Annotated in this window: 12 protein-coding genes; 9 read left to right on the forward strand and 3 right to left on the reverse strand. The window is 70.6% G+C overall.

Going from position 1 to position 12,841, the window contains the following annotated elements; all coding sequences use genetic code 11:
- Positions 1–118 precede the first annotated feature (118 nt).
- From ABCS02_RS06000 to ABCS02_RS06010, 3 genes are all read left to right on the forward strand, one after another.
- Positions 119–1,066 carry an ROK family glucokinase gene (locus ABCS02_RS06000; RefSeq protein ID WP_345834683.1) on the forward strand — a complete coding sequence of 316 codons (948 nt, stop codon included), beginning with the start codon at positions 119–121 and terminating at the stop codon, positions 1,064–1,066.
- A 62-nt stretch (positions 1,067–1,128) separates the two neighbouring features.
- Positions 1,129–1,890: a lysophospholipid acyltransferase family protein gene (locus ABCS02_RS06005; RefSeq protein WP_345834684.1), complete on the forward strand. Its 762-nt coding sequence runs from the start codon at positions 1,129–1,131 to the stop codon at positions 1,888–1,890.
- A gap of 84 nt (positions 1,891–1,974) precedes the next feature.
- A complete protein-coding gene (locus tag ABCS02_RS06010) occupies positions 1,975–3,303 on the forward strand; it encodes a 3-deoxy-7-phosphoheptulonate synthase class II (protein WP_345835179.1) in 1,329 nt (442 codons plus the stop codon).
- Between the two features lie 93 nt (positions 3,304–3,396).
- Here the strand turns inward: ABCS02_RS06010 and pknB are convergent, their stop codons facing one another.
- Together pknB and ABCS02_RS06020 are read right to left on the reverse strand one after the other, a co-directional pair.
- Positions 3,397–5,307, reverse strand: a complete 1,911-nt coding sequence (gene pknB / locus ABCS02_RS06015; RefSeq protein WP_345834685.1) for a Stk1 family PASTA domain-containing Ser/Thr kinase — start codon at positions 5,305–5,307, stop codon at positions 3,397–3,399.
- 97 nt (positions 5,308–5,404) lie between these two features.
- Entirely contained in the window at positions 5,405–6,505 is a 1,101-nt protein-coding gene (locus ABCS02_RS06020; protein WP_345834686.1) for a LysM peptidoglycan-binding domain-containing protein, read from the reverse strand.
- Between the two features lie 116 nt (positions 6,506–6,621).
- Here ABCS02_RS06020 and ABCS02_RS06025 point away from each other — a divergent pair, with 116 nt between their 5' ends.
- Positions 6,622–6,999, forward strand: a complete 378-nt coding sequence (locus ABCS02_RS06025; RefSeq protein ID WP_345834687.1) for an Rv2175c family DNA-binding protein — start codon at positions 6,622–6,624, stop codon at positions 6,997–6,999.
- Positions 7,000–7,024: 25 nt separating this feature from the next.
- Here the strand turns inward: ABCS02_RS06025 and ABCS02_RS06030 are convergent, their stop codons facing one another.
- Entirely contained in the window at positions 7,025–8,146 is a 1,122-nt protein-coding gene (locus ABCS02_RS06030; protein ID WP_345834688.1) for a polyprenyl synthetase family protein, read from the reverse strand.
- 78 nt (positions 8,147–8,224) lie between these two features.
- Here ABCS02_RS06030 and ABCS02_RS06035 point away from each other — a divergent pair, with 78 nt between their 5' ends.
- From ABCS02_RS06035 to ABCS02_RS06055, 5 genes are all read left to right on the forward strand, one after another.
- Positions 8,225–8,605 (forward strand): DUF3040 domain-containing protein, encoded by a 381-nt coding sequence (locus ABCS02_RS06035; protein WP_179605608.1) that lies wholly within the window; start codon positions 8,225–8,227, stop codon positions 8,603–8,605.
- A 250-nt stretch (positions 8,606–8,855) separates the two neighbouring features.
- On the forward strand, positions 8,856–9,287 hold the full coding sequence (mraZ, locus tag ABCS02_RS06040; protein ID WP_345835180.1) for a division/cell wall cluster transcriptional repressor MraZ: 432 nt from the start codon (positions 8,856–8,858) through the stop codon (positions 9,285–9,287).
- Positions 9,288–9,393: 106 nt separating this feature from the next.
- A complete protein-coding gene (rsmH, locus tag ABCS02_RS06045; RefSeq protein ID WP_345834689.1) occupies positions 9,394–10,344 on the forward strand; it encodes a 16S rRNA (cytosine(1402)-N(4))-methyltransferase RsmH in 951 nt (316 codons plus the stop codon).
- The gene (locus tag ABCS02_RS06050; RefSeq protein WP_345834690.1) at positions 10,341–11,072 is read left to right on the forward strand and encodes a hypothetical protein; all 732 of its coding nucleotides are present in this window, start codon (positions 10,341–10,343) and stop codon (positions 11,070–11,072) included. Before rsmH ends, ABCS02_RS06050 begins: the two co-directional genes overlap by 4 nt.
- A 25-nt stretch (positions 11,073–11,097) precedes the next feature.
- On the forward strand, positions 11,098–12,840 hold the full coding sequence (locus ABCS02_RS06055) for a penicillin-binding protein 2 (RefSeq protein ID WP_345834691.1): 1,743 nt from the start codon (positions 11,098–11,100) through the stop codon (positions 12,838–12,840).
- Position 12,841: the final 1 nt, after the last annotated feature.

Here is a 12,841-nt window from a genome sequence, read left to right on the forward strand (position 1 = left end):
CTCCGGCTCGCAGTGGTTGATTACACTCTAGATGGTGCGGCAGGGAGTCTCCCGAGACGGCCCGGTCCGCATACCCCCACCTTCGCCCGACCCACGCCCATCCGGAAGGGGCCCGCCTGTGCATGCCATCGGAATCGACATCGGCGGGACCAAGATCGCCGGAGCGGTCGTCGACGAGCTCGGCGCGATCGTCCGGGAGGACCGCGTGCCGACCGACGCCACGCGTCCGGAGGAGATCGAGAACGCCGTCGTCGCGATGATCGAGCGGCTGTCGGACGGGCCGGAGCCGATCGCGGGCGCGGGCGTCGCCGCCGCCGGCTTCATCGACGCGGCCCAGTCGACCGTCTACTACGCGCCGAACATCAACTGGCGGCACGAGCCGTTCCGCGAGAAGCTCGAGAAGCGCATCGATCTCCCCGTGCTCATCGAGAACGACGCCAACGCCGCGGGCTGGGCGGAGTTCCGCTACGGAGCCGGCCGCCTGGTCAGCGACATGGTCATCCTCACCATCGGCACCGGCGTGGGCGGCGCGATCGTCAGCAACGACCGGCTGTTCCGCGGCGGCTTCGGCGCGGGAGCAGAGATCGGCCACATGCGAGTGGTGCCGGGCGGTCTGCCCTGCGGCTGCGGCGCGCACGGCTGCATCGAGCAGTACGGCTCCGGCCGGGCGCTGCAGCGGATGGCCAACGAGCTCGCCGACGCGGGCGGCATCGGGCAGTCCCTCGCGGACATCCGCACCAGGAAGGGCGAGCTGAGCGGCGCCGACATCTCCGGGCTCATCATGGCGGGCGATCCCGGCGCGCTCGCGGCCCTGCGCCAGCTCGGCGACTGGCTCGGCCAGGCCTGCGCGAGCCTCGGCGCCATCCTCGACCCGCAGCTCTTCGTCTTCGGCGGCGGCGTCGCGCAGGCGGGGGAGCTGCTGCTGGAGCCGATCCGGCAGGCGTACCTGGAGAACCTCCCAGCGCGCGGCTACCACCCGGAGCCCGAGTTCAGGATCGCGGAGCTGGTCAACGACGCCGGGGTGGTCGGCGCGGCCGACCTCGCCCGCCTGCACGCGGCGCTCTGACGCCCGTCGTGCCGTGAGCCGGTCCTCCCGGTGAGGGGAGCGGGGCACTAGGCTTTCGATCGATGTTCTACTGGCTGATGAAGAACCTGATCGCGGGGCCGTTGCTCCGGGGCGTCTTCCGTCCCTGGGTCGTGGGGCTGGAGAACGTCCCCGCGGACGGCGCCGTCATCCTGGCCAGCAACCACCTGTCGTTCATCGACTCGATCTTCCTGCCGATCGTCGTCGACCGGCACGTCTCGTTCCTCGCCAAGAGCGACTACTTCACCCGGCGCGGGCTGAAGGGCTGGGCGACCAAGGCGTTCATGAACGCCACCGGCCAGCTCCCCATCGACCGCTCGGGAGGCAAGGCCTCCGAGGCCTCGCTCAACACCGGCCTCGCGGTCCTGGCGCGCGGCGAGATCCTCGGCATCTACCCGGAGGGCACCCGCAGCCCCGACGGCAAGCTGTACCGCGGCCGCACGGGCGTCGCGCGGATGATCCTGGAGGCCGGTGTCCCCGTCGTGCCCGTGGCGATGATCGACACCGCGGAGATCATGCCCATCGGCCGCCGCATCCCGCGGATCGGCCGGATCGGGATCATCATCGGGGAGCCGCTCGACTTCTCCCGCTTCGAGGGGATGGAGGGCGACCGCTTCATCCTGCGCTCGGTCACCGACGAGATCATGTACGCGCTGCACGCCCTGGGCGAGCAGGAGTACGTCGACGTCTACGCCAGCACGGTCAAGGAGAAGCGCGCGGCGCTCGCCGACCCGGCCTCCCCGCCGCCGGTCGCGGTCCCGTCACAATCCGCCCCCGCGGCGCCGGAGGCCCGTCCGGCGCGATAGGCTCGGTTATCCCAATCCACCCGACCGAGCGGACCCAGAACAGTGCTGCAGACCACAGATCCCGTCGTGAAAGCTGACGACTCCGTGATCGAGGGCCTGGACTATTGGCGCACGCTCCCGATCAAGCAGCAGCCGCAGTGGCCGGACGCGGAGGCCGCAGCGGCGGCGTCGGCGGAGATCGCGACCCTGCCCCCGCTGGTGTTCGCCGGCGAGGTGGACCAGCTCCGCACCCGGCTCGCCCGCGCGGCGGAGGGCAAGGCGTTCCTGCTGCAGGGCGGCGACTGCGCCGAGACCTTCGCCGGGGCGACCGCCGACCAGATCCGCAACCGGGTCAAGACGGTGCTGCAGATGGCCGTCGTGCTGACCTACGGCGCGTCCGTCCCCGTCATCAAGATGGGCCGGATGGCCGGGCAGTTCGCCAAGCCGCGCTCCAGCGACACCGAGACCCGCGGCGACATCACCCTGCCGGCCTACCGCGGCGACATCGTCAACGGCTACGACTTCACCCCGGAGTCGCGCGCGGCCGACCCGCGCCGGCTGATCCAGGGCTACCACACGGCGGCCTCCACGCTGAACCTGATCCGCGCGTTCACCCAGGGTGGCTTCGCCGACCTGCGCGAGGTGCACAGCTGGAACAGGGGCTTCGCCGCCAACCCGGCGAACCAGCGCTACGAGGGCCTCGCCCGCGAGATCGACCGCGCCATCAAGTTCATGGAGGCCGCGGGGGCGGACTTCGACGAGCTGACCCGCGTCGAGTTCTACAGCAGCCACGAAGGCCTGCTGATGGACTACGAGCGCCCGATGACCCGCATCGACTCGCGCACCGGCACGCCGTACAACACGTCGGCGCACTTCGTCTGGATCGGCGAGCGCACCCGCGACCTCGACGGCGCGCACGTCGACTTCCTGTCGCGCGTCCGCAACCCGATCGGCGTCAAGCTCGGCCCGACGACCACGCCGGAGACGATGCTGGAGCTCATCGAGAAACTCGACCCGAACCGCGAGCCGGGCCGGTTGACCTTCATCACGCGGATGGGCGCCGGCAAGATCCGTGACGCCCTGCCTCCGCTGCTGGAGGCCGTCAAGCGCTCCGACGCCAACCCGCTGTGGGTCACCGACCCGATGCACGGCAACGGCCTGACGACGCCGAACGGCTACAAGACGCGGCGCTTCGACGACGTCGTGGACGAGGTCAAGGGCTTCTTCGAGGCGCACCGCGCCGCGGGCACGCACCCGGGCGGCATCCACGTGGAGCTCACCGGCGACGATGTCACCGAGTGCCTCGGCGGCTCGGAGCACATCGACGAGGAGACCCTCGCGACCCGCTACGAGTCGCTGTGCGACCCGCGCCTGAACCACATGCAGTCCCTGGAGCTGGCCTTCCTCGTAGCCGAGGAGCTCAGCCAGGGCTGACCAGCCCCGCAACGACCGCCGAGGGGCACGTCGTTGTCACTTTTCCGCCCGGAAAGTGACAACGACGTGCCCCTCGAGCGTTGAGATCCAGCGTCAGCCGAAGATCGGCTTGAAGGTGACGGTGATCGTGGAGCTCTTGTCCACCGCGGTGCCCGGTGTGGGGCTGACGGTCGCCACGACCGCGAGCATGGGAAGGGCGTCCGCGGTGTGGTCGTACTTGATGTTCTGGAAGCCCGCCGCCTGCAGCGCCGCCTTCGCCTTGTCCCAGGTCTGGCCGACCACGTCGGGCACCGGCACCGGGGCGGGCCCGCGGGAGGTCTCCAGCGCGAGCGTGTCGCCGGGGCGCACCGGCTGGCTCTGCGCCTGGGCGGAGATGACGTCGTCCTTGTCGATCGTGTCGCTGTAGCTCTGCGGCCCGGCGGTGGCGTGCAGGCCGACCTTCTCGAGCGCGGCCGTCGCGGACGAGACCGACTTACCCGAGACGTTCGGGATCGGCCCGACCGACACGACCAGGTTCACCGCCGCGGCCTGGAAGTAGCCGCCGCCCCCGGAGATGTCGCTGCCGTCGGAGGCGCGGGTCGCCGAGATGACCGTGTTCGCCGGGACCTTGGCGTCGAACTGCTGCGCGACGTCGCCGACCTTCGCCCCGGTCCCCGTGATCGCGGACTTCGCCGCGTCGACGCTCGCGCCGGCGAGGGCGGGGATGGTCACCGGCTTCGGGCCCTGCGAGACGCGGAGCGTGATGGTGCTGCCGCGGTTCGCCGACGCCCCGGCCTTCGGGTCGGTGCTGGACACCTGCCCGGTGGGGACCGTGATGCTGTACTCCTGCGTCTGGACGGTCTTGAAGCCTAGGTTCGTCAGCGTCGTGGCCGCCGCGGCCGGCGGCTGCGAGACGACGTTCGGCACCGTCACGAACGAGCCGGGACCCGATCCGAAGTACCAGCCCGTTCCTCCGGCGACCGCCGCCAGCACCAGCACGAGCGCGAACAGCCACCAGCCCTTGCCGCGTCGGCGCTTGGCGGCCTGGGTCAGCGTCTCCGTCGCGGTCGGCGTGCTCGACGCGACCTGCTGCCGGATGGCGGGGTTGATGATCTGGGTGTCGCCGTCGGCCATGTCGAAGGCGGGTGACAGCACCATGGTGGGCTGCATCACCGCGTCGCCGCGGATCGACTTCTCGGCCTCCAGGAGCCGGTCGAGCATCTCGCGGGCGTCGGTGGGCCGGCGGTCCGGGTCCTTCTCGGTCGCCCACAGCACGAGCTCGTCCAGCTCCGGCGGGACGGCCGGGTTGGCGCTGCTCGGCGCCGGGACGGCGTCGTTGGCGTGCTGGTACGCGATCTGCATCGGCTGCTCGCCGTGGAACGGCTGCGTGCCGGTGAGCATCTCGTACATCATGATGCCGAGCGCGTAGATGTCGCTGCGCGCGTCGGCGACGCCGCGGGTGACGAGCTCGGGGGAGAGGTAGGCGATCGTTCCCAGGAGGGCCTGCCCGGTCGCCGTGTTGGCGCTCGCGGCGCGCGCGAGGCCGAAGTCGCCGATCTTGATCCGGCCGTCGTCGGCGAGGAGGACGTTCTCGGGCTTCAGGTCGCGGTGCACGATGCCGGCCTTGTGGGCGGCGGCGAGGCCGCTGAGCACGGCCTCCATGATGTCGATGGTCTGCTCGGGCGTGAGCTTGCCGTAGTCCTTCAGCAGGTCGCGCAGCGTGATGCCGGGCAGGTACTCCATGACCAGGTACGCCATGTCGGAGTCCTGGCCCTGGTCGAAGACGTTGACCACGTTCGGGTGGGCGAGCCGGGCGGCGGAGCGGGCCTCCTGCACGAAGCGGCTCTTGAAGGTGTTGTCGTCGGCGAGGTGGCCGTGCATGACCTTGATCGCGACGCGTCGCTCCAGCCGCAGATCGGTGGCGAGGTACACCGTCGCCATGCCGCCCCGGGCGATCCGCGAGCGCACCTGATAGCGGCCGTCGATAAGACGGCCGATCATCGGGTCGGTCTGGCTCGTGGTCACGGATCGAGTCTAGGGAACAGGGCGGCCGTGAATCCTGCAAAACACCGGTGTGCGCCGGGGCTGTGATCCGGCTGTGACCTTCGCGCGGCGCGCGGCGTCAGCCGAGCTGCGCCAGCCACGCGCGCGCCGACGTCTCCCACTTCGCATAGGCGGTCGGGAAGGCCGAGATCTGCACCGCCTGGGCGGCCTGCGAGATGGTCATCGACGACCAGCCGGGGATGTCGAGGAGGCCGCGGGTGTGGCCCTTGTTGGGGTTGTGCGCCCCGCCGTAGAAGGCCAGGGTCGCACGGGTCGGGTCGAGCACCTGGGCGGGGGTCCCCCAGCCGGTGCTCGGCCGCTGCTGGAACAGGCCGAGGGAGTCGCGGTCGCCGTACCGCACGTTCTTCAGCCCGGACTCCTGGGCCGCCGCCGCGAGCGCGATCACGATGCCCTGGGCCGGGACGCCCTCCTGGTGGCCGATGCGGATGATCAGCTGCGCGTTCACCCGCATCTCGTCGCTGAGTGCGACGACCTGGCCCGGCTGGATGACCGGGGAGGGCGCCGGGGCCGGCGCGGTGACGACCGGGGCGCTGACGACAGGGGCCGGCGCCGCGATGGGCGTGTTCACCGCCGCCGTGGTCATGCCGGGGATGGCGAGCTTCTGGCCCGGGTAGATGATGCTCGCGCCGCTCAGGCCGTTCGCGGCGAGGACGGCGGAAGTGCGGAGGCCGAACTTGGCCGCGATGCCGCTGATGGTGTCGCCGCGCGCGACGGTGTATGCCGTCCCGGACGGCGCGGGGGCCGCTGCCGGAGCGGGCGCCGCCGGGGCGGGAGCTGCGGGCTTCGGAGCACCGCTCAGCGCGAGCACCTGGCCCGGGAAGATCAGGCTCTTCCAGCTCAGCCCGTTGAGCGCAAGCACCGCGGCGGTGGACATGCCGAAGCGGGCGGCGATCCCGGAGACGGTGTCGCCGGACTGCACCCGGTAGCTGGCGGGGGCGGCCGCGACCTCGACCCGGCCGGGGGAGGCCGTGACGGCCTCCTGCGCTGCGGCGCGGATGGTGTCCGTGCCCGGCGCCCGGTTCTCCGGCGCGCGGTCGCGCACCTCGCCGGTTGCGGCCTGCGCGGGGGCGAGCAGATTCAGCGTCACCGCGATGGAGCCGGCGATCGCGATCGGCACCGTGCCCAGCATCCGCCGGTTGGTGCTCTCGCTCAGAGACATGGTCGACCCCCTTATGAGTGACAAAGCCGTTGCCCACGGTGACACACTGTGAGTAAGGAGTCAACCAATGTGGCTGCTGTGACAACAGTTAACACAACCGTAACATTCGCTGGATCATGTGGAGGGCCGCCGGACGTGGCACGCTTGTCTCTGTGAACGAGCAGGTCCAGGCCACCGAGTGGCTCACCATCCCCGACCTCGTGGAGCAGCTCGGACTCGGCGTCAGCCGTGTCCGCCGCCTCATCGAGGACCGTCATCTCGCCGCGAAGCGCATCGACGGCGTCCTCAAGGTCCCCGCCCTCTTCCTCCGGGACGGCGAGCCGCTCGGCGAGCTGCACGGCACGCTCATCGTGCTCGCGGACAACGGCTTCGACGACGACGAGGCCGTGGACTGGCTGCTCGCCGACGAGGAGAGCCTCGGCACCGCCCCCATCGAGGCGCTGCGCGCCGGCCGCAAGGCCGAGGTGCGCCGCGTGGCCCAGGCGCTGGCCTGATCGCGCCGGCCTGATCCGACTCCGGTCAGGACGCCCGACGGGTGACCGTCACGGCGAGTTCGCGCAGCTGGGCGCGCGCCGCCGGGCCGATCGGCGCCTCGTCGAGGGCCTCGATCGCGCTCGCGACGTTGTCCGCGATCATCCGCTCCACCTTCTCGACCGCGCCGGAGTCCCGGATCGTCATCTGGAGGGTCTGGATCTGCTGCGGCGTCAGGTCGGGGTCGCCGAGCAGCTCGTCCAGGGTCGCCCGCGCGCCGGCGGGGACGGCCTGCCGGGTGAGCGCGATGAGGACGGTGCGCTTGCCCTCGCGCAGGTCGTCGCCGCTCGGCTTGCCGGTGACCTCCGCGTCGCCGAACACGCCGAGCAGGTCGTCGCGGAGCTGGTACGCGATGCCGAGCGGGAGGCCGAAGCGGCGGAGCGCGTCGAGCTGGCCGACCGTCGCGCCGGCGAGGCTGGCGCCGATCAGCAGCGGCGACTCGATGGAGTACTTGGCCGACTTGTAGACGATGACGCGCTCGGCCCTGGCGAGCTGGTCGGCGTCCGGGCGCCCGGCCCAGCCGATCTCCTCGAAGATGTCGAGGTACTGGCCCGCGGTGACGTCGAGGCGCATCCGATTGAACTCGGCCCGCGCCGACCGCCGCGCCGACGCGCTCACGGTCTGGGTCAGGCCCTCGTCGAAGAGCTCGTCGCTCAGGATGAGGAGGTAGTCGCCGAGCAGGGTCGCCGCCCCGGTGCCGAAGGTCGCGCCCGAGCCCTGCCAGCCCTCCTGGTCGTGCAGCCGCTCGAAGCGGCGGTGCGCCGACGGTGCGCCGCGGCGGGTGTCGGAGTTGTCGATGAGGTCGTCGTGCACGAGTGCGGCGGCGTGGAACAGCTCCAGCGACGAGGCGACGGAGACGACCGCGTCGAGCGGCCCCCCCGCGGTCACGGCGGCGGCGTCGCCCGGCTCATCGCCCGCCGTCCGCACCGCCTGCCAGCCCCAGAAGCAGAACAGCGCCCGGAAACGCTTCCCGCCGCTGAGAAAATCCCTCGAAAAAGCCGCGATCGGGGCGAGTTCATCCGCGATGGAGACGAGAATGGATGCACGCGTATCGAAGAATCCATCGATTCTTGACTGGATGAGGTCGACGAACCGGATGCTTTCTGACACACGTATAGCCTAGTCAGAGTGGTGCGGCTACAATCGGCCACACAACGCCTAGAACCCGCTAGAAAGAGGGGGATCCGGATGCCGCTTTCAGAACATGAGCAGCGCCTCCTCGAAGAGATGGAACGCAGTCTCTACCAGAACGACGCGGACTTCGTGGCCAAGGTCGGAGGCAAGCGGGCCCGCCCCGCGTACCGGTCGATCGTGCTCGGAATCCTCGTCGCCGTCATCGGCGTTGCGGTCCTCGTGACCGGCGTCTTCGTCCAGCTCCCCATCGTCGGGATCCTCGGATTCGTGGTGATGTTCGGCGGCGTGCTCCTGGCCATCGCGCCGGGCAAGCGCGTGGCGATCGACCCCGACGCAGCGGCCGCCGGCTCGTCCGGCAAGCCGACCCGTGGCCAGCCCGGCTTCATGGACCGCATGAACGACCGCTGGGACAAGCGCCAGGACGGGCAGCAGTAGCCCCTCCACCGCACTCCACTCCGCACCCGCCTTTCGGGCCGATCTTCGGATCGGCCCTTTTTCGTGCGCTCGGCGCTCCCCGGGAGTGCTCTCACCCTCCATTTCCCTCCACCGCGTTCTTCCGCGTGATTCCGCGCCCAAAACACCCCTAAACGGGGCAAAATTCCCGATGGTGCTGATTTTGTGGATGAGAGTGGAGTAAAGTGGAGGTACACCGCAACCGTGGCCGGGAGAGTGGGGGGTGGCACCGATGTTCCTCGGCACCTATGCCCCCAAGCTCGACGACAAGGGGCGCATCATCCTGCCGGCCAAATTCCGGGATGAGCTCGCGTCGGGACTCGTCCTGACCCGTGGTCAGGAGCACTGCGTCTACGTCTTCTCGCAGCGCGAGTTCGAATCGCTGCACGAGAAGATCCGGCAGGCGCCGGTGACCAGCAAGCAGGCCCGCGACTACCTGCGCGTCTTCCTCTCGGGGGCGAGCGCGGAGGTCCCGGACAAGCAGAACCGGGTCACCGTCCCGACCTCGTTGCGGTCGTACGCGGGTCTCGACAGGGACCTGGTCGTGATCGGTGCGGGCAGCCGCGCCGAGATCTGGGACGCGGAGGCGTGGGAGACGTACCTCGCCGAGCAGGAGGCGGCATTCGCGAACACGGAGGAGGAGGTGATCCCGGGACTGTTCTAGCTCCTGGTTCCGGACTCCCAGCCATACGCCCTGACACCACTTCCCCGGTGGCAGGTCGGAATGGATGGGGATCCGGAACCAGGAGCCGATCCTCCCGGGTGCGGACATGACAGACGACATCCACACCCCCGTCCTCCTCGAACGCTGCATCGAGCTGCTCGGCCCCGCCCTCCAGGAGCCGGGCGCCGTCTTCGTGGACGCGACCCTCGGCATGGGCGGCCACTCGGCCGGCGTGCTGGAGCGCTTCCCCGGCGTCACCCTGGTCGGCCTCGACCGCGACCAGGAGGCGCTGGCCATCGCCGGCGAGCGGCTGGCGCGCTTCGGCGACCGCGTGCACCTCGTCCACACCGTGTACGACGGCATCCGCGAGGCGCTCGACGGGCTCGGCATCGACCGCGTCGACGGCGTGCTGTTCGACCTCGGCGTGTCCTCGCTGCAGCTCGACCGCGTGGAGCGCGGCTTCTCGTACTCCAAGGACGCGCCGCTGGACATGCGCATGGACGGCACGAGCGACCTCACGGCCGAGGTCGTGCTCGCCACCTACTCCGAGGCGGATCTGCGCCGCATCTTCCGTGACTACGGCGAGGAGAAGCTCGCCGCCCGCTACGCCCGCCGCATCGTGGAGGAGCGGCAGAACGCGCCGATCGTCCGCTCCGGCCAGCTCGTCGACATCCTGCAGAAGGCCACGCCCGCCGCGGTGCAGCGGCAGGGGCACCCGGCCAAGCGCGTCTTCCAGGCGCTGCGCATCGAGGTGAACCAGGAGCTGGCCGTGCTGGAGCGCGCCATCCCGGCCGCGATCGACGCGCTGGCGGTGGGCGGCCGCATCGTCGTGGAGTCGTACCAGTCGCTGGAGGACCGCATCGTCAAGCGCGAGCTGCAGACGCGGTCGCGCTCCAGCGCACCGGCGGGGCTCCCCGTCGAGCTGCCGGAGCACAAGCCCCAGCTGAAGCTGCTGATCCGGGGCGCGGAGCTGGCGGACGACGAGGAGAAGGCCGCGAACCCGAGGGCCACCCCGGTGCGCCTGCGCGCGGCCGAACGAGTGAGGAGGGACTCGTGAGCAACACAGCTTTCAAGCGGACCGGAGCGACCGGAGCGACCGGCGTCCGCAGGCGTCCGACGATGACGTGGCACGTCCCGGCGTCCGCGGCGGCCACCGCGCCCGTGCTGGACGCGCCCTCGCCGCTCCTCGACCGGCCGGAGCAGCCGGCGCGCGAGCGCCGCTCCCACCTGGAAGTGGTGTCGACCCGCAGCCAGCGCCGCGCGCGTCCGCGCACCGTCTACGCCGTCACCGCGGTGTCCTCGCTGCTCGTGATCGTGGTCGCGCAGCTGCTGCTCAGCATCGGGGTCTCCCAGGGCGCCTACCAGCTCAGCTCGCTGCAGAACCAGCAGACGCAGCTCCAGCGCAGCTACCAGGCCGCCTCGGAGGACCTCAACCGGCTGACCTCGCCGCAGAACCTCGCCGCCAACGCGAACGCGCTCGGCATGGTGAGCAACAGCAACCCCGCCTACCTGCGCCTCTCCGACGGCGCGGTCCTCGGCGCGCCCCTCGCGGCGACCGGCGCGGCCGGCACCGTGACGGGAGGCCAGGGCAACCTGGTCCCGAACTCGCAGCTCAACGGCGTGCCGCTCGCGGCGGCGCCCGGGGTGACCGTGACCGGGGCTCCCGCGGCGGCTGCGGGCGCGGCCCAAGCTGGGAGTTCCGCAAGCGCAGGTGCGGCGTCCACGACTCCGGCGAAGCCCTCCGTACCGTTGCAGGGAGCGTTGCCGACACCGGTGACGCACTGACGACGCGACGGGACGGACGCGGGGCGTGATCAACAGGAAGATGCTGCGGAGGCGGACGGCCCTCACCGTCGTGGCGGTCGCCGCCTTCGTCGCCATCCTCGGCGGCAAGCTGGTCGACATCCAGGTGGTCCGCGCCGACGAGCTGCAGAAGGCGTCGGTCAACGCCAAGGAGGACTCCAACACCCTCTACGGCAACCGCGGCGACATCGTCGACGCGAGCGGCAAGATCCTGGCGACCACGATCTACACCTACACCGCGCAGGCCTCGCCGTCCGACGCGATCGCCGGCGGCCGCGACAAGATGGTGGAGGCCGCCGCCAAGATCGGCGAGATCACCGGCCAGGGCGGCGACGCGGTGGTGAAGCTGTTCGACGACGCGCTGAAGGCGAACGCCAAGTCCAAGTACGTGCTGATCAAGTCGGGCATGGACGTGACCACCTTCGACAAGCTCGACAAGCTGCCGTACCCGTGGCTCACCTTCGGCAAGTCGCAGGCGCGCAGCTACCCGAACGGCGCCGTCGCCGGCAACCTGATCGGCTACGTCTCACAGGGCGGCAACGGCGGCCTGGAGGAGAGCGAGAACGGCTGCCTGGCCGGCAAGAACGGCCTGGAGACCTACCAACGGGGCGCGGACGGGGTCGCCATCCCCGGCAGCACGGTCGTGCAGCAGAAGGCGAAGGACGGCGGCACCCTGGAGCTCACGGTCGACAGCGACCTGCAGTGGTTCGCCGAGCAGACGCTGGCCCAGCAGGTCACGGCGACCGGCTCGAAGTTCGGCTTCGTGACCGTGGCGGAGGCGAAGACCGGCAAGATCAAGGCGATCGCCCAGTGGCCCGCGCTCGACCCCAACAACATCGACGCCACCGACCCGTCGTACTGGCGCCTCCAGTCGCTCACCGACCCGCGCGAGCCCGGCTCGACCTTCAAGGCGCTCACCGCCGCCATGCTCATCGACCAGGGCAAGGCGACGCCGGCCAGCCAGGTGCTCGCGCCCTACGAGTGGAAGTCGGGCAACGGCGCCGACCTGCACGACTCGGGCTATCACGCGCCGGAGCGGCTGACCCTCACCGGTGTGCTGATGAACTCGTCCAACACCGGCATGTCGCAGCTCGGCCGCGCGCTCACCGACCAGACCCGGTACGACTACCTCAAGAAGTTCGGGATCGGCGACGACACCGGCCTGCCGTACCCGGGCCAGTCCTCCGGCATCCTGAACCCGGTCAAGGACTGGGACGACCAGACCAAGTACGCGACGATGTTCGGCCAGGGCGTCTCGACCACCCAGCTCCAGATGGTGAGCGCCTACCAGGCGCTGGCCAACGGCGGCACCCGCATCCCGCTGACGATGGTCGAGGGCTGCAAGCAGGCCGACGGGACCGTCACCGACGCCCCGAAGCCGACCCCGGTGAAGGTCGTCTCGCCCGAAGCGGCCAGCACGACGCTCGGGATGCTGGAGTCGGTCACCACGCAGGGCGAGCTCGCGAAGCAGCTCAAGATCCCCGGCTACAACGTCGCCGCGAAGACCGGTACGGCCCAGCAGCCGGACGGCAAGGGCGGCTATCTGCCGTCCTACTACGTGTCGGTGATGGGGGTCGCTCCGGTGGACGATCCGCAGTACGTCGTTTCGGTCAACCTCGGGTTCCCGACTACCATTACTTCGTCGGCTGCCGCCGCTCCGCTGTTCCACACGATCATGAGCCAGGTGCTGAAGACCTACCGGGTGAAGCCCTCGACGTCGAGCCCGGCAGACTACCCGCCCTACTACTGAA

This window comes from Microbacterium sp. X-17 (assembly GCF_039615055.1).

What these genes read in the sequence shown, in the direction of transcription:
- ABCS02_RS06025 (WP_345834687.1), top strand. Translation starts at nt 6,622, where the DNA reads ATGTGGAGGGCCGCCGGACGTGGCACGCTTGTCTCTGTGAACGAGCAG.
- ABCS02_RS06035 (WP_179605608.1), top strand. Translation starts at nt 8,225, where the DNA reads ATGCCGCTTTCAGAACATGAGCAGCGCCTCCTCGAAGAGATGGAACGC.
- ABCS02_RS06020 (WP_345834686.1), bottom strand. Translation starts at nt 6,505, where the DNA reads ATGTCTCTGAGCGAGAGCACCAACCGGCGGATGCTGGGCACGGTGCCG.
- mraZ (WP_345835180.1), top strand. Translation starts at nt 8,856, where the DNA reads ATGTTCCTCGGCACCTATGCCCCCAAGCTCGACGACAAGGGGCGCATC.
- ABCS02_RS06005 (WP_345834684.1), top strand. Translation starts at nt 1,129, where the DNA reads ATGTTCTACTGGCTGATGAAGAACCTGATCGCGGGGCCGTTGCTCCGG.
- rsmH (WP_345834689.1), top strand. Translation starts at nt 9,394, where the DNA reads ATGACAGACGACATCCACACCCCCGTCCTCCTCGAACGCTGCATCGAG.